The organism is Aquimarina litoralis, assembly GCF_019295435.1.
Classification (GTDB): Bacteria; Bacteroidota; Bacteroidia; order Flavobacteriales; family Flavobacteriaceae; genus Aquimarina; species Aquimarina litoralis_A.
Genome location: NZ_WEKL01000027.1, coordinates 43,443 through 60,906, shown reverse-complemented (window position 1 = coordinate 60,906; position 17,464 = coordinate 43,443). Strand labels below are relative to the sequence as shown.

At 32.6% G+C, this 17,464-nt stretch carries 14 protein-coding genes and 1 other RNA gene; 7 read left to right on the top strand and 8 right to left on the bottom strand.

All coding sequences use genetic code 11. The features are described 5' to 3' along the window. Positions 1-233: 233 nt before the first annotated feature. The gene (locus tag GBO31_RS14910) at positions 234-1,382 is read left to right on the top strand and encodes a cysteine desulfurase family protein (protein ID WP_219009161.1); all 1,149 of its coding nucleotides are present in this window, start codon (positions 234-236) and stop codon (positions 1,380-1,382) included. A gap of 65 nt (positions 1,383-1,447) precedes the next feature. Here the strand turns inward: GBO31_RS14910 and GBO31_RS14905 are convergent, their stop codons facing one another. From GBO31_RS14905 to GBO31_RS14895, 3 genes are all read right to left on the bottom strand, one after another. After that, positions 1,448-1,627, bottom strand: coding sequence for a hypothetical protein (locus GBO31_RS14905; RefSeq protein ID WP_219009160.1), 180 nt, complete (start codon positions 1,625-1,627; stop codon positions 1,448-1,450). Positions 1,628-1,775: 148 nt separating this feature from the next. Then, on the bottom strand, positions 1,776-4,238 hold the full coding sequence (locus tag GBO31_RS14900; protein ID WP_219009159.1) for a TonB-dependent receptor: 2,463 nt from the start codon (positions 4,236-4,238) through the stop codon (positions 1,776-1,778). Between the two features lie 13 nt (positions 4,239-4,251). Continuing rightward, positions 4,252-5,940 carry a M23 family metallopeptidase gene (locus GBO31_RS14895; RefSeq protein WP_219009158.1) on the bottom strand — a complete coding sequence of 563 codons (1,689 nt, stop codon included), beginning with the start codon at positions 5,938-5,940 and terminating at the stop codon, positions 4,252-4,254. Between the two features lie 181 nt (positions 5,941-6,121). Here GBO31_RS14895 and GBO31_RS14890 point away from each other — a divergent pair, with 181 nt between their 5' ends. The 4 genes from GBO31_RS14890 to rny all read left to right on the top strand — a co-directional run bounded on the left by GBO31_RS14890 (position 6,122) and on the right by rny (position 8,506). Beyond that, positions 6,122-6,412, top strand: a complete 291-nt coding sequence (locus tag GBO31_RS14890) for a hypothetical protein (RefSeq protein ID WP_219009157.1) — start codon at positions 6,122-6,124, stop codon at positions 6,410-6,412. A 7-nt stretch (positions 6,413-6,419) separates the two neighbouring features. Then, positions 6,420-6,710 carry a cell division protein ZapA gene (locus GBO31_RS14885; RefSeq protein WP_219009156.1) on the top strand — a complete coding sequence of 97 codons (291 nt, stop codon included), beginning with the start codon at positions 6,420-6,422 and terminating at the stop codon, positions 6,708-6,710. 55 nt (positions 6,711-6,765) lie between these two features. Then, a non-coding RNA gene (gene ssrS, locus GBO31_RS14880) (6S RNA) lies at positions 6,766-6,886 on the top strand. A gap of 54 nt (positions 6,887-6,940) precedes the next feature. Further along, positions 6,941-8,506: a ribonuclease Y gene (rny, locus tag GBO31_RS14875; RefSeq protein WP_219009155.1), complete on the top strand. Its 1,566-nt coding sequence runs from the start codon at positions 6,941-6,943 to the stop codon at positions 8,504-8,506. Positions 8,507-8,541: 35 nt separating this feature from the next. Here rny and GBO31_RS14870 read toward each other — a convergent pair whose 3' ends face one another. The 5 genes from GBO31_RS14870 to GBO31_RS14850 all read right to left on the bottom strand — a co-directional run bounded on the left by GBO31_RS14870 (position 8,542) and on the right by GBO31_RS14850 (position 13,187). Further along, a complete protein-coding gene (locus tag GBO31_RS14870) occupies positions 8,542-8,961 on the bottom strand; it encodes a hypothetical protein (RefSeq protein ID WP_219009154.1) in 420 nt (139 codons plus the stop codon). A 55-nt stretch (positions 8,962-9,016) separates the two neighbouring features. Beyond that, positions 9,017-9,388: an STAS/SEC14 domain-containing protein gene (locus GBO31_RS14865; protein WP_219009153.1), complete on the bottom strand. Its 372-nt coding sequence runs from the start codon at positions 9,386-9,388 to the stop codon at positions 9,017-9,019. 111 nt (positions 9,389-9,499) lie between these two features. Beyond that, positions 9,500-9,886: a hypothetical protein gene (locus tag GBO31_RS14860; RefSeq protein WP_219009152.1), complete on the bottom strand. Its 387-nt coding sequence runs from the start codon at positions 9,884-9,886 to the stop codon at positions 9,500-9,502. 134 nt (positions 9,887-10,020) lie between these two features. Then, a complete protein-coding gene (locus tag GBO31_RS14855; RefSeq protein ID WP_219009151.1) occupies positions 10,021-10,395 on the bottom strand; it encodes an STAS/SEC14 domain-containing protein in 375 nt (124 codons plus the stop codon). A 236-nt stretch (positions 10,396-10,631) separates the two neighbouring features. Continuing rightward, the gene (locus GBO31_RS14850; protein ID WP_219009150.1) at positions 10,632-13,187 is read right to left on the bottom strand and encodes an ATP-dependent Clp protease ATP-binding subunit; all 2,556 of its coding nucleotides are present in this window, start codon (positions 13,185-13,187) and stop codon (positions 10,632-10,634) included. Between the two features lie 384 nt (positions 13,188-13,571). Between GBO31_RS14850 and gyrA the strand changes: the two genes are divergently transcribed. Together gyrA and GBO31_RS14840 are read left to right on the top strand one after the other, a co-directional pair. Further along, entirely contained in the window at positions 13,572-16,118 is a 2,547-nt protein-coding gene (gene gyrA, locus GBO31_RS14845; protein WP_219009149.1) for a DNA gyrase subunit A, read from the top strand. A 28-nt stretch (positions 16,119-16,146) separates the two neighbouring features. Further along, positions 16,147-17,421: a tetratricopeptide repeat protein gene (locus tag GBO31_RS14840; RefSeq protein ID WP_219009148.1), complete on the top strand. Its 1,275-nt coding sequence runs from the start codon at positions 16,147-16,149 to the stop codon at positions 17,419-17,421. Positions 17,422-17,464: the final 43 nt, after the last annotated feature.

The following is a 17,464-nucleotide window of genomic DNA, read 5'->3' as shown; positions in this document are numbered from 1 at the left end:
GTTATTTGAACTTATCCTAAAGACGAGTAAAATCTTAAGATGTTTACTATTTTGATATTTTTTACAGATTTGGACAAAAATAAAGTAATTGAAAGATTATAACGTGTAGTGTGGAAAATAATTTTATTTGAATTAGATTTGTGCTGCTAAAAATAAGGATATGACAAAATGTTGTTCCTATTTATAAGGTTATCGTATTTTTCTATTAGTCATTAACTAAATTTTTAAATTTAATGCAAAAGGTTTATTTTGATAGTGCTGCAACTACACAATTACGATCAGAAGTAATTGAGAAAATGACAACTGTATTAAGAGAAGATTATGRGAATCCTTCTTCTACACATGGATTCGGTAGATCTGCAAAAAATCACATTGAACAAGCACGTAAGAATATTGCAAAATACTTGGGAGTAAAGGCTTCTGAAATTATTTTTACTTCTGGTGGGACTGAGGCTGATAATCTTGCATTAAATAGCGCCGTAAGAGATTTAGGTGTACAGCATATTATTACCTCTAAAATTGAACATCATGCAGTATTGCATACTGTACAAGAAATTCAATCTCATTCAGATATAGCAATAAATTATGTAAATATTAAGCCTGATGGATCAGTTGACTATGATCATCTTGAAACGTTATTAGCTACTACTAATTCGAAAACTTTAGTAAGCTTAATGCATGTTAATAATGAAGTAGGAACCATTTTGGATATAAAGAGAGTGGGTGAGTTGTGTAAAACACATGAAGCGCTTTTTCATAGTGATATGGTACAATCTATAGGACATTTGGATGTGAATTTAAATGAATTAGAAGTGGATTTTACGGCCGTTAGCGCGCATAAGTTTCATGGCCCTAAAGGAGTTGGTTTTGCATATATTAAAAAGAATTCTGGATTAAAGCCTTTAATTTATGGAGGTGAACAAGAACGGGGATATCGTGGAGGAACTGAAGGAGTTCACAATATTGTTGGTATGGATGAAGCTCTGCGTTTGGCATATGAACATATGGTCGAAGAAAAGGAATATATTTCTAATCTAAAACAATACTTTGTTGATCAATTAAAGGAGCAAATAAAAGGAGTGAAGTTCAATGCAAATTGTTGTGATTTAGAACATAGTACTTACACGCTAATTAATGTATGTCTACCGATATCTCAGGAAAAGGCAGGGATTTTATTATTCCAGTTAGATATTAAAGGAATTGCCTGTTCTAAAGGGAGTGCTTGTCAAAGTGGAAGTGGTAAGGGGTCTCATGTGCTTACAGAAATTTTATCCGAAGAAGATATGCAAAAACCTTCTGTCAGGTTTTCTTTTTCTAAGTATAACACAAAAGAAGAAGTTGATTATGTGGTAGAAGTTTTAAAAGAGTTTGTTGAAGAATAAATGTGATTATTACTCTACATATATAAAAAAGGAGCGAGAAATCGCTCCTTTTTCTTTTTAATAGGTTAAAGTGCTGGTCCTGGAACGCAAATGTTTCCTTGAGGAATCCATCCTATACAAAGACAAAGTGTACGATCTATCGAAATGGCTTGTTCGCAGGCGTTTCTGCTTGTGCCACCATTAATAGATCGTTGCGCATTTTTACCAATAGTTCTGAAATTACTGTTTTTTAATAAATTTTTCATGAATAAGATTTTAAGAGATTTTAATAATACTCTACCCTTTATAGACATTAGAGTTTCTGTCCATAAGGTAAATTCAAAAAATACTCCTAATGTTACTACGTAATTATATTAAGTAAATGTTAAATAATTAATTGACAGGATAAAGTCCTTAAAATCTCATTCCTAAACGAACATTGAATACACGTTGGGTTAAGAAGTTTGGAATCGAAAATTGACGACTAGAAGAAGCATCCCTAACGAATGTATTAGTGATCGAATTGAGGTTATCGAAAAGATTAAAGATTTCAAAACCTATACTTAAGTCATTAAACTTGTTAAAAAAACTTCCTTCTTTTCTTCTTATTTTATTGTCTACAACGATATATGAAAAACCTACATCTGCTCTTCTATAATCACGAAGTCTGGTTTGGAAATCATAAGGATCCGCATTTGTAGGAGAACCTCCTGGTACACCAGTCTGATAGACTAAATTTAGATACATTTTTAGGTTAGGAATAGTAGGGACATAGTCTTGAAATAGAGCACCAATTTTGATTCTTTGATCAGTTGGTCTAGCTATATATCCTCTATTGTCAAGGTTTTCTTCAGTTTTTAGTAATCCTAAACTAAACCAACTTTCTGTTCCTGGTACAAATTCTCCATTAAGTCTTAAATCAAACCCTGCTGCGTATGCTTCGGCATTATTATTTGCTCGATAACGAATACGAACATTTTCTATGGTATAGGAGTTTACATTCGTCAATGTTTTATAATATAGTTCTGTAGTGAGTTTAAAAGGTCTATCCCATAGATTAAAGCTGTAATCATTACCTGCAACAATATGAATTGATTGCTGAGCTTTTACTTCTGGTTGTACCGTTCCTTGTAAATCTCTTAATTCTCTGTAAAATGGTGGTTGATGATACCATCCTCCTGAAAGTCGAAATATCATATCCGATTCCCAATCTGGTTTTATAGCAACTTGTGCGCGAGGACTAAATACTGTTTGAGAAGTGCTGCTCACTCCATCTCCTGATACATTCCAATTATGTGCTCTAACACCAACATTGGCCCAAATTTCATGTTCTTTAATATTTGTTCGTAAACTGTATTGTGCATATCCAGAAAAACGGTCAATGTTTACCATATTAGTGGCTCTAACACTATTAAACGGAACAATCGGACTTGCATTAGGATTATAAGGTTGATCATCTATGAAAGTCCCAGGAGGACGAATAGAAAAACCGGCTGAATCAATAACTTCAAATTCCTGTATACGATCTTTGATATCTTCAGAAGTGTATTTAATTCCCCAATCAAATTGATGCTCATCAGCAATATAGGTGCCTTTATGTTCAAGGTTAAAAATCAGAGCGTCTAGGTCATTTCTGGCATGTGTTAATTGAGAACCAACTCCTCGATTAAACTCAGCGTCTCCAAGATTTTCTCCTCCTATATCGGTATTAACAGTTCCAAGAAAATATGCTGCAAATATGTCAAAATACTCTTGTTCTTGAGTATGATAAGCTGATCCTATCAATTTAAGCGTCAAATTTTCATTGGCTTGATATGTTCCTTTTAATGCTCCAAAATACGTTTGATATCGATCTCTTTCTTGTCCGTCATAAACAATAGTTAAAGCAATTGGTTCTTCAATAGTTCCAAAATTTGTTCTTCGAGTGATAGGTTCATAATCGTATCTATTAATAGCTATATTTCCAAGGAATCCAAGTTCAAATTTCTTAGAAAAATTATAAGATAAGTAAGTTTGTACATCTGCAAATCTCGGTCTAAAATTGGTTTCCGTCTGTCGAGCATCAACAAGTAGACTGTTATCACGATAGCGAACACCTAAAACACCTGCAAATTTTTTGTCCTTTGTAATACCACCAGCGGAAATACTACCGCCTAGCAGACTTAAATCTGCTGATAAATCAAAACGTGTAGGTCTTCGGTAAGTAATATCTAATACAGAAGATAATTTATCCCCATATTTTGATTGAAAACCTCCTGCAGAGAAATCTACATTTCGCACTAAATCTGTATTTACAAAGCTTAATCCTTCTTGTTGTCCCGATCTAATTAAAAAAGGTCTATAAACCTCAATTTCATTAACATAAACTAGGTTTTCATCAAAATTACCACCTCTTACGGCATATTGTGTACTCAATTCGTTGTTAGAGCTTACACCTGGCAAAGTTTTTAAGAGTCCTTCAACTCCAGCATTAGCAGCTGGAGTAATACGTATGGTTTCTGGATCTAAAGTGGTAATTCCTTCAACAGTTTTTCGTTCTCTTCCCGTTATAATTACCTCACTGATTTGTTCAAATTCAGTCTTTAATACTGGATTTAATTCGTATTCTTGATTTTCTTTCAGATTAATAGTAAAAGTGACGTCTTTAAGTCCAATATAACTGATTTTGATCGTGATATCTTGATTAGCAGGAATATTTAAAACATATACACCATTCTTATCAGTTTTGGTGCCTGATGTATCATAAGAAATATTAGCGTTAGCAACTGGTCTGTTAGATTCATCAAGAACAACCCCTTTTACGACCGCTTCCTGAGCTATTATTGTGTGACTTAAAAGAACAAGAAAAAAAACAAAGAGAAAGTGAAGATTTTTCAAAGAGTATGTCAGTTTAAGGTTTTCTAAAGAATGTTGTTTCAAATGTAGTACTATTTCCTACTTTATCTAACACAATAAGTTTAAATTTATTTTCTGTTTCTGAAATTATTTTATCATCAAAATCATAAACAAGCATACCTGTCTTATAATCGTATTCCATTAATATAAACTTTCCATTAATTGTAGCTCTATAACTTTTAACCCCAGAATCGGTATCATCGATCTTAATCTTTAAAAATTTCGCTTTAGACATCCATTTTTTATCAGCAACATTAACTGGCACAACGATTGGTTTTTCGAGATCTGAAAATAGAGAATAACTACCTAACGTTCTTGTACGTGTGGAAAATCGATTTCCTTTTTTATTAGTCTTTACAGAATAATGCTTGTCATTATATCCGAGTCTTCCTATATAAAGTTTTTTCTTATCTGATTCACTATAATTGGAAACATCAAATACTACTGTCATATTTTTATGCAAAGGAATTTCATCCTTGTGAATATTAATAGTATCACCATTTTCTGTAATATCTAGGTAAGCATCTTCATATACACTGCCTTTAGGTATATATAAATCGAATATTCCGGAATTGTATGTGAAATTTTCAGAGGTTTTTACAAGATAAGGAGTTTTTAGAATCTCTTTTGTAGTAACTTTCTCCATACGTTTTCCTTGTATAGGAATACTAATTTCGGTAGTATTGTTTTTAAAATCTTTCACAAAAACCTTTGCGGTGTATGATAAGCTATCTTCGATGGTAAAAAAACCTTTATCCACTTTATTGGTGTAGATGCTAAGCGGGTTGTTTTTTTGAATAAATAATTTTATGATTTTACTCTTATTCATTTTATAATAAGGATAATCGATTAATCGATTTATGTAACGAGTTTCGGAAAAAGAAAATCGTTTCATTTCCATCGCAAAATTTTCTTGGCCATTAATTTCTGTTGAAATTTTATAAACTCCATTTTTGTTGGCTGCCAAATTTTGTTGATCAATTGTGGAAACACCAATTCCGAGTGTACCTAAGGCAGTTACTCCTTCTGCTTTAAAATTTCCGTTTTCTAATGGAATTAGCCTTAGTTTAGTAGGATTTTGAGAGCCATTAATATGTGCTGTTTTATCAAGGCTATAAAGCCAAAGACTATTTATGGTCGGCTTTTTAGTATCTTTTACATCTATACCAAACAGCATTGGATTCATGGGCCTTGCTTTTGAATCTCTTATTTCAAAATGTAAGTGCGGTCCACCGCTTCCGCCGGTATTTCCACTATAAGCAATAACATCACCTTTGGTAACTGATAACAAACCGGCTTTAGGAAAAAGTTCTATTTCATAAGATTCTTTTGCATACTGTCTTTTTTTTATATATGCTTCAATCTCTGGAGAGAATTTCTGAAGATGAGCGTATACGCTTGTGTATCCATTGGGGTGTGAAATATAAATTGCTTTCCCATAACCAAAATTAGAAATTTTTATTCTGCTTACATTTCCAGTGGCCGCTGCGAAAACTTCTAAACCTTCTTCTCCATTAGTTCTTAAATCTAAACCAGAATGAAAATGATTTGACCTCAACTCACCATAAGTACCAGAAGAAGCTAAAGGAATAGCTAAGGGATTGGAAAAATAATCTGTTGGAATTTTTTTTTGACTGTATCCAATGGTAAAATTTACTACCAAAAATAATGTAATAGCTCGCATAGAAGGTAAATGTAAATATTTAGGGTTTAAAATTAAAGTGATGTTAGATTAAAAAACTAAAACACTATAAACTAATCACTTGATTGATGAGATCTTTTAGCATTAAAATTAGTTTAAAAACTATTGGGTTTTTTCAATTGGTATGTTAACTTTGTGTAACGAAGTATTGCGTGAAATTATAATGAGTAATTTAATTGAAATTGTTGATTCTCTTGAGAATAGAATAAGTAAGCTGCTCCACAAATATGATTTATTGAAGCAACAGAACGCTGATCTTAAGAGTAAAATAAAGGATTTGGAGTCTAATTCAGAACTTCAAGTTGATCAATTAAAGCAATGGGAAGAAAAATTCAGTGCGCTCAAGAATGCTAACGCGATGCTTGGCAGTGACGAATATAAAAGGGAAACCAAGCTCAAAATAAATGCCTTAATTAGAGAGATAGATATCTGTATTGCACAGTTGTCAGAGTAATAAATATATGGCGGATAAATTAAAAATCAAATTATCAGTTGCGGATAGAGTATATCCATTAACAATCAATCCTGATCAAGAAGAAGGTTTGAGAAAAGCAGCTAAAAAGATTGAAGCCATGATTAAGCAATTTGAGCAAAGTTATGCTGTTAGAGATAAGCAAGATGTACTGGCTATGTGTGCTTTACAATTTGCCGCACAAGTAGAACAAAAGGTTATAGATAAAGATAGTGATGAAATAAATGTTACGGGAAGATTGAATGCCCTTAATGATTTATTACAAGATCATCTGTCGTAAACGTTCATTAAAATAAATAAGGTTACTGCCTGCACTAGTTGTTATTTTTTGATAAACTCAACAAGAATTATTTTAAAAAGGGTGAGTTTAAGTTGTAAAAGCAAGCCGTGCTGATCTTATCAGTATCACGGATCCTTGACCAGCTTGTTAGCCCTAAACCTGTTTTTACAGAGTTTATACAAAACCCAAACTAGTGCAGGCTTTTTTATATATAMACACTAACTAAGATTATGGATAACATGATATTTTTGATTATTGCTGCGGTTGCAGGTTTAGTGATAGGTTTTATTATCGCTAAAGTATTGGAGCGCAATAAAGCCTCAGAAATTGTCAAAAACGCTAAAAAAACCTCACAAAGTATTATTAGAGATGCTAAAAGTGAAGGAGAAACAATTAAAAAAGATAAAATACTTCAAGCAAAAGAAAAATTTATTGAATTAAAATCGGAGCATGAAAAAGTAATATTATCCCGCGACAAAAAAATGGCTGAGGCAGAAAAAAGAACTAGAGATAAGGAGTCTCAAGTCTCGAATGAGCTGTCTAAAGGGAAAAAATTAAATGTAGAATTAGAGCAAAAAATCAAAGATTATAATCATCGAAATGAGTATTTAGAGAAGAAGCAAAGTGAATTAAAAAAGCTTCATAAAAGTCAAGTTCAACAACTTGAGGTAATATCAGGACTTTCCGCTGATGAAGCCAAAGATCAGCTTATTGAATCTCTAAAAGAACAAGCTAAAACTGATTCTATGGCTTTGATTCAAGATACCATAGAGGAAGCTAAACTTACAGCACAGCAAGAAGCAAAAAAGGTAATTATCAATACAATTCAGAGAATTGGAACCGAAGAGGCGATTGAAAATTGTGTCTCTGTATTCAATATTGAAAGTGATGATGTTAAAGGACGAATTATAGGACGAGAAGGTCGGAATATTAGAGCTATCGAAGCTGCAACGGGTGTGGAGATCATTGTTGATGATACACCGGAAGCAATTATTTTGTCTTGTTTTGATTCTGTAAGAAGAGAAGTAGCGAGGCTTTCTTTGCATAAATTGGTAACCGATGGAAGAATACATCCTGCTAGAATCGAAGAAATTGTTAAAAAAACTAGAAAACAGATTGATGAAGAAATCATTGAGGTAGGTAAAAGAACAGTCATTGATCTTGGTATACATGGCTTACATCCAGAATTAATTAAGACAGTAGGAAGAATGAAATATCGTTCATCTTACGGGCAAAACCTGTTACAACATTCTAGAGAAGTAGCTAAATTATGTGGAGTAATGGCAGCAGAATTAGGTTTGAATCCTAAATTAGCAAAAAGAGCAGGTCTGTTACATGATATAGGTAAAGTGCCAGATACAGAAACTGAAGTGCCACATGCAATATTGGGAATGCAATGGGCAGAAAAATATGGTGAAAAGCCTGATGTGTGTAATGCAATTGGTGCTCACCATGACGAAATAGAAATGACTGCGTTAATATCTCCAATCGTACAGGTTTGTGATGCGATAAGCGGAGCACGTCCTGGTGCACGACGTCAGGTTTTAGATTCTTATATACAAAGATTGAAAGATCTTGAAGATATTGCTTTTGGATTTAGTGGCGTAAAGAAAGCATATGCTATTCAAGCTGGTAGAGAATTACGTGTGATTGTAGAAAGTGAGAAGGTTAATGATGAAAGAGCTGCTAGCTTGTCATTTGAAATTTCTCAGAAAATACAAACGGATATGACATATCCAGGACAAGTGAAAATTACTGTTATAAGAGAAACTAGAGCTGTAAATATTGCTAAGTAAGTTTTCTTAGATAAAAAATCATAAAAAAAAGAGTATCATTTGATACTCTTTTTTTGCTTGTCACGAGAAGTTAAAAGTTTATATGGATATTTTTTTATCATTTCATCTTTCCATGCGATAGCAGAATCGATATCATCAAATCTTTTGAATTCTTTTGTGAAGAACTTTTTTTCGTATTTAGTCAGAGTTTTTTGAATAGGATCTTTAGAAACTACAGCAAAGCCTAAAAGAGTAGGGATTTTGGCGGTCTTAATATAAACTATAGGATCTACAGAATAGGAATTGACTCTATTGGTAATATAAACAAAAGGAGTGTTGTTAAAATGCATTTCTGCAATTTTAATAAGGATTGCATTATTCTTTACAGAGACGACGATGCCTTCGTGCATAGTAGCTAATACATAATCTTTGTATATTTCTAAATTGCAGAAGTCTAATTCATACGATTTAATCATAGGGTGGGGAATTTCTCTAAATGGTTCAATAAATAACGTAAATTCTTTGTTTACTTCATAGGCAGTCTAAAATTTTATTTTTCCAAGTCAATGCTTCTTTTAGATTAGAGAAATATCTTATTTCTTTATTAAAGAATTTGCTTTCTAATTCTGTAAGCATTTTTTGTCTGTGATTATTCGATACAATAGCCAGTCCTTTAAGTGTATCTATTTTGGTAGTCTCATGGTATACAGTGGGGTCGACGGCATATTTGTTTATTCTATTAGATATATAAACAAATGGTTTATTACTAAAGTATTTAGTAACGAATTCTAATAATAAATTATTATGCTCAGGTAGAACTAAAAAACCTTCTGAAATCGTGTTTTTTAGATAATCTTCATGGATTTCCACTTTAGCGAAACCTAAATCATAGTATTTTGTCATGTATCATTTCAAAACTATTATTTAAGTATGGTTAATTTTGTATAATTTACGATAAAAGTATTACTTATAAAAATTTAACTATTTCTTTATGGGTGTGCTAGTAAGGAAATCTTAAACAATCGAATTATGGTATTTCAGTAATAATTCATCTTTCCATAATAAAGCTGAAGAGATGTTATCAAATCTTTTTAGCTCTTTATTGAAAAATAATTTTTCTATTTGAGTTTGTTTTTTTTGCAAAGGATCTTTCGATACCACTGCGAATCCGATTAGGTTACTAATTTTAGCAGTTTCTAAATAAATTGTTGGATCCACTGAATACGAGTTAACTCGATGAGTAAGGTATAAAAAAGGCTTGTTTTTATAGTGTTTTTCTACCATATCCAGCAATACATTGTTATGTTCTGGTGATATAGTAATTCCTTCGTTTATGGTGACTTTTATATAATCGGTATAAATTTCTACAAGCCCAAAATCTAGGTGATAATTGGTAATCATTAGGGGTATTTTTAAGTTGAGCAAATATATGGTTTAGTGCTGAAAAACAGTGTTTTTTTGGTTTTTATTTGGGATTTTTCCCTTATTTTAACTTTCGTGATTTAATGATCAGTATTTCTTAGAATTTCAAAAAGCTAATCCTGTTTTTTGAGTAATTCGGCTTTCCAAGCTAACGCAGCATCCATATCATTAAAATGTTTAAATTCCTTATTAAAGAAAGTTTTTTCAATTTGGGTTTGACTTTTTTGTATAGGGTCATTCGATACTACGGCGAGACCTACCAAGGTTTTAATTTTAGCAGTTTCAAAATATACAATTGGATTTATGGAATAAGAATGAATCCTATGAGATATATAGACAAAAGGTTTGTTTTTGAAATGATTGTTAACCATTTCTAATAAAGTATTATTGTCTTCTGGGGTTACAGTAATACCTTCATTAATAATTACCTTTATATAATCATCATATATTTCAGCGAGACCAAAATCTGTCTTGTAAAAAGTAATCATTAGATTTTATTTGAATTTGGTAAATATATATTTTTTAAGATGCCGATCGATAAGTTTTTTCCGCAATTTGTTGTTTAGATGAAAATTTTAAGAACTGTTTAAGTTGTTAAGGTGTTATTTTTGGTAGATACTATTTTTGTCTAAAATAAAAAGGACCTTTTTCCACAAAAAGGTCCTTCTACAATAGGATTTAGTTTCTCATTATTTATGTCGAAGAGAAATACATTTTTTAAAATTTAAGATTCGGTAGATTCTTCTGTTTTATTAATTTTTATAGTTAACTCATTAGAATCGTCATCTAAATCCATAAATATGCTATCACCTTCTTGTAATTGAGCGTTTATAATTTCTTCAGCTAGGGCATCTTCAATATATTTCTGAATAGCTCGCTTAAGTGGTCTAGCTCCATATTGTTTGTCAAAACCTTTTTCGGTGATATAATCTTTTGCTTTTTCGCTTAAAGATAAATCATAGCCAAGGCCTTTGATTCTGCCATATAGTTTTTCAAGTTCGATGTCTATAATTTTATGGATGTCTTCTCTTTCGAGAGCATTAAATACAATTACATCATCTACTCTGTTAAGAAATTCTGGTGCAAATGCTTTTTTAAGTGCATTTTCAATTACTCCTTTTGCATAACTATCTGATTGCGTTTTCTTAGCAGTTGTGCCGAAACCAACGCCTTGTCCAAAATCTTTAAGCTTGCGGGCTCCTATATTAGAGGTCATTATGATAATTGCATTTCTAAAATCTATTTTTCGACCAAGACTATCTGTAAGATATCCGTCATCTAATACTTGTAGCATCATATTGAAAACATCTGGATGAGCTTTTTCAATTTCATCTAAAAGTACTACAGCGTAAGGTTTCCTTCTAACTTTTTCGGTTAATTGTCCACCTTCTTCATAACCTACATAACCTGGAGGAGCTCCAATAAGTCTTGAGACAGCAAATTTTTCCATGTATTCACTCATATCTATTCTGATTAGAGTGTCTTCGCTATCAAAAAGTTCTCTAGCTAATACTTTGGCTAATTGCGTTTTTCCAACTCCAGTTTGTCCCAGAAATATAAATGAACCAATCGGTTTATTAGGATCTTTTAAACCAGCTCGATTTCTTTGTATGGCCTTTACTACCTTTGAAACTGCCTCATCCTGACCAATTACTTTGCCTTTGATAAGATTTGGCAATTCTGCAAGTTTATTACTTTCCGTTTGAGCAATTCTATTTACCGGAATTCCAGTCATCATAGAAACTACATCAGCTACATTTTCTTCGTCTACAGTTTCTTTATGAAGTTTAGAATCTTTTTCCCATTGTTCTTGTGCTTGTGCTAGTTCTTTTTCAAGATTTTTTTCATCATCTCTTAATTTAGCGGCCTCTTCATATTTTTGTTTCTTAACAACGCTATTCTTAAGTTCTCTTACTTCTTCTAACTTTTTCTCTAGATCTAGAATCTTTTTAGGAACATCAATATTGGTGATATGTACTCTTGATCCTGCTTCATCAAGTGCATCAATTGCTTTGTCTGGCAAGAATCGATCGGTCATATATCTATTTGTAAGTTTAACACAAGCTTGGATAGCTCCTTCAGTGTAGCTTACGTTATGATGTTCTTCATATTTTTCTTTTATGTTATTTAGAATTTCTATCGTTTCTTCGATATTAGTTGGTTCAACTATTACCTTTTGGAAACGTCTTTCTAAAGCTCCATCTTTTTCTATATATTGGCGATATTCGTCTAAAGTAGTTGCACCAATACATTGTATTTCGCCCCTTGCTAAGGCAGGCTTGAACATGTTAGAAGCGTCTAAACTTCCTGTTGCACCACCAGCGCCTACAATGGTATGAATTTCATCTATAAAAAGAATAATATCATCATTCTTTTCTAGTTCATTCATCACCGCCTTCATGCGTTCTTCAAATTGGCCTCTATATTTAGTGCCGGCTACTAAACTAGCTAGATCTAAAGTGACAACTCGTTTATCGAATAGAATTCTAGAAACTTTTCTTTTTACAATTCGAAGTGCTAACCCTTCAGCAATTGCAGATTTTCCAACTCCTGGTTCTCCAATTAGAAGTGGGTTGTTTTTCTTTCTTCTACTCAAAATTTGAGAGACTCTTTCTATTTCTTTAGATCTACCTACAACGGGATCAAGTTTACCTTCTTCTGCCATTGCGGTTAAATCTCTACCAAAATTATCTAAAACAGGTGTTTTGGATTTTTTGTTAGTTTTAGCACCTCCAGATGGAGAATTGAAAGGGTTTTCTTTTGAGGTGTCTCCAGCCATATCGTCATCATCTGAAAAAGATTCGGCTTTTGGATCTTCAATATATTCGTCTTCGTTAGCAATCATAAATTTAAATTGATCTTTAACATTATCGTAATCTACCTTTAGTTTATTTAAAAGCTTCGTGGTAGGGTCATTTTCATTTCTTAAAATACACAATAACAAATGTGCTGTGTTAATAGAAGAGCTCTGAAATAATTTAGCTTCCAAAAAAGTTGTTTTCAACGCTCTTTCTGCTTGCCTTGTTAAATGTAAATTCTTTTTTTCATTAGTAGCTATTGCTACATTGGGGTTTGCGGGGCTTAAGATTTCAACTTTTCTTCTCAAATTTGTTAAATCGATGTCTAACGCATCAAGTATACTAATTGCTTTCCCACTTCCATCACGTAATAGTCCTAGCATGAGATGCTCAGTTCCAATAAAGTCATGCCCCAACCGTAGTGCCTCCTCTTTACTGTATGCAATAACATCTTTGACTCTTGGTGAAAAATTATCATCCATATAATTAGTTTCTTTCTTTTTCTCTGTTCTTTATTACTAAATATAGTAATTTTTAAAATTACTTTGACAAAAACTATTCCTTTTAACCATCCTTAACAAATAAGCTGACATAATAGCAATTTATGTCATATTTCACTGCGAAATATATGGTGTTTGCATTATTCCTTTTCTAAAGATAAACAAAAAAACTATTTAGTTTTCTGAGTAAATAGACAAAAAAAGGATTAATAATCAAAATCTACCGATATTGACTTATTAACCATTTAGGTCGTTTAATTTGTTAATAAATTACGTATATTAGAGAGCGTATTAGCTGTTAAAACCGTCTTAATTTACTTAAATTAGCGCGTTTAATGAAATCAATTTTAGAATAAAATATTTTTTATGGCAGAAGGAGAAAAGCTAATACCTATCAATATAGAAGATGAGATGAAGTCTGCGTACATCGATTATTCGATGTCAGTGATTGTGTCACGAGCACTTCCGGATGTTAGAGACGGTCTCAAACCTGTTCACAGAAGGGTTTTATATGGTATGTATGAGTTAGGCGTAAGAGCAAATAGTGCTCATAAAAAGTCAGCTAGAATAGTAGGAGAAGTACTTGGTAAGTACCATCCTCATGGGGATACATCAGTTTATGACACTATGGTTCGTATGGCTCAGGAGTGGAGCTTACGATATATGCTAGTAGATGGTCAAGGAAACTTTGGTTCAGTCGATGGGGATAGTCCAGCGGCAATGCGATATACAGAAGCAAGAATGCGGAAAATATCCGAAGATATGCTTGCAGATATTGAAAAAGAAACTGTAGATCATACATTTAACTTTGATGATACTTTACAAGAGCCAACGGTATTGCCAAGTAGAGTACCAGGATTACTAATTAATGGAGCTTCTGGTATAGCAGTTGGAATGGCAACTAATATGCCTCCTCATAATTTAAGTGAAGTTGTAGATGGAACTATCGCATATATAGATAATAACGATATTGAGATAGATGAGTTAATTCAGCATATAAAAGCACCAGATTTTCCAACTGGTGGAATTATTTATGGATATGATGGTGTAAGAGAAGCGTTTAAGACTGGTAGAGGTAGAATTGTAATGCGTGCTAAGGCCAGTTTTGAAGAAGTGAATGGTAGAGAGTGTATTATCGTATCTGAAATACCTTATCAAGTCAATAAGGCAGATATGATTAAAAAGACTGCCGATCTTATTAACGATAAGAAAATTGATGGTATTTCTTCTATTCGAGATGAGTCGGATAGAAAAGGTATGCGAATTGTATATATCCTTAAAAGAGATGCTATTCCTAATATTGTTCTAAATCTTTTATATAAATATACAGCGTTGCAATCTTCTTTTAGTGTTAATAATATTGCACTTGTACAAGGAAGACCGCAGTTATTGAATGTAAAAGACATGATTCATTACTTCGTAGAACATAGACACGATGTGGTTGTGCGAAGAACCAAGTATGAATTAAGAAAAGCCGAAGAAAGAGCGCATATATTAGAAGGTTTAATCATTGCTTCAGATAATATTGATGAAGTAATTCAATTGATCCGAGCTTCGTCAAATGCGGATGAAGCAAGAGAAAAGTTGATCAAAAGATTTGAACTTACAGAGATTCAGGCAAAAGCAATTGTTGAGATGCGTCTACGTCAACTTACAGGACTAGAGCAGGATAAACTAAGAGCTGAGTATGAAGAATTGATGAAAACAATAGAAGATCTTAAGGATATCTTAGACAAGAAAGATCGTCGTATGGATATCATCAAAGAAGAACTTCTTGAAGTTAAAGATAAATATGGTGATGATCGTCGTTCTCAAATAGAATATGCAGGAGGTGATCTTAGTATAGAAGATATGATTCCGAATGAGAAAGTTGTTATAACAATTTCTCATGCTGGTTATATAAAAAGGACTTCGCTTACAGAGTATAAGAAACAAAATAGAGGAGGAGTTGGTCAAAAAGGTAGTACTACACGTAATGAAGACTTCTTAGAACATTTATTTGTTGGTACTAATCATCAGTATATGCTTTTCTTTACGMAAAAAGGAAAATGTTTCTGGATGCGTGTATATGAAATACCTGAAGGAAGTAAAACTTCTAAAGGTAGAGCAATCCAAAATTTGATCAACATAGAAAACGATGATAAGGTAAAAGCATTTATTTGTACTCAAGATCTCAAAGATGAAGAATACATCAATTCTCATTATGTGATCATGGCAACTAAAAAAGGTCAGGTAAAGAAAACTTCATTAGAACAGTATTCAAGACCAAGAACTAATGGAATCAACGCTATTACTATAAAGGATAATGACGAATTACTTGAAGCAAAACTAACGGATGGTAAAAGTCAAGTAATGCTTGCTGTTAAATCTGGAAAAGCTATTCGTTTTGAGGAAGAAAAAACCAGACCAATGGGAAGAGGTGCTTCAGGAGTGCGTGGAATCCGATTAGCAGATGATAATGATGAAGTGATTGGAATGGTGGCAGTAAATGATATGGAGAGTAATATTCTTGTAGTATCAGAAAATGGTTACGGTAAACGTTCTAGTCTAGAAGATTATAGAATTACGAATAGGGGTGGTAAAGGAGTTAAGACAATTTCTGTTACTGATAAAACAGGAAAATTAGTAGCTATCAAAAATGTTACTGACGCAGATGACCTTATGATTATTAATAAATCAGGGATAGCGATACGACTTTCTGTTGAAGATCTAAGAGTGATGGGAAGAGCAACTCAAGGTGTTCGACTCATTAATTTAAAAGGTAAAGACTCTATTGCTGCTGTGGCAAAAGTTATGCAAGATGAAGAGGATGTTGAAAATATTGATGAGAATATTGAAGAAATTGATATATCTTTGCAAAATCAAGAGGATGCTAATGATGGCACAGCAATTGATGAAACAAAAGAAGAATAAAAAGAATCCCATAAAAAAAACACAAGTAATGAGAACTAAATTTATCTTGGCACTTTTTTTAACGTTTAGTGCTATAGGATTTTCACAAAAGAAGGCTTTAAATGCAGCTAAGAAAGCATTAAAGTCTGGTAATTTAGAAACAGCGAATGATGCGCTTAAAGCAGCTGAGGGGCAATTAGAAGCAGCTGACGATAAACTTAAGGCACAGTATTACTATCTTAAAGGACAGGCTTCAGCAGCTTCTCCTGATAAGTCGTTGACTAAATTTGAAGAAGCAGCAAATGCGTATGCTAAAGTTTTAGAAATTGAGGGAGCTTCAGGAAGTAAAAAGTTTACTACTCAGGCTACTACTGGATTGCAAACATTACGTCAATCTTTGATAAATCAAGCAGTTGCTGATCAGAAAGCTGGAGATAATATTGCTGCAGCCGAAAAATTATACTTAGGTTATAAAACTGAGAAAAAAGATACTTCTTACTTATATTTTGCAGCTTCTAATGCAGTAAATGGTAAGGATTATGATGCTGCTTTAAAATATTACAATGAATTAGTTGCTATTGGATACAAAGGTGTTGAAGATAGATTTACTGCAACTAATAAAGAAACTGGAGATGTAGAGACTTTTGATTCTAAAGATTTAAGAGATTTTTCTGTGAAAGCAGGAACACATATCAAGCCAGAAGCTTCTAAAACTAAATCAAGACAAGCTGAGATTACAAAGAATATTGCACTAATTTATATTACACAAGGTAAAGATGAAGAGGCAATAAAAGCTATGGAAGCTGCAAAAGCTCAAAATCCTAATGATCCTGCTTTAATGCAAGAAGAAGCAAATATGTTTTATAAGTTAGGAAATATTGAAAAATATCAGGAACTAATGCAACAAATTGTTAAGAACGATCCTGAAAACCCCAATCTACTATATAATTTGGGAGTAAGTGCTTCTCGTCTTGGAGATAATGACCAAGCGATCAAGTACTATGAAAAGGCATTAGAAATTAAGCCAGATTATACTTCTGCTCAAATTAATATAGCTGCTATTATTTTAAGTGGAGAAACTGCACTTAATGAAGAAATGAATAGTTTAGGAGGTTCTTCAGCGGATTATAAAAGATTTGATGTTCTTAAAAAGCAAAAGCAAGACTTATATAGAAAAGCGGTTCCTTACTTAGAAGGAGCTCTTCAGTCTAAGCCGGATAATGTAGATGCTGTTAGAACACTTATGCAGATTTTCTATCAATTAGATGATCCTAAAGCAGAAGATATGAAAAGTAAATTAAAAGCTTTAGAAGGAGGAAATTAATCCTTTAAAAGGTTTTGAAATATAAAAAAAGAGCGAATCTAAA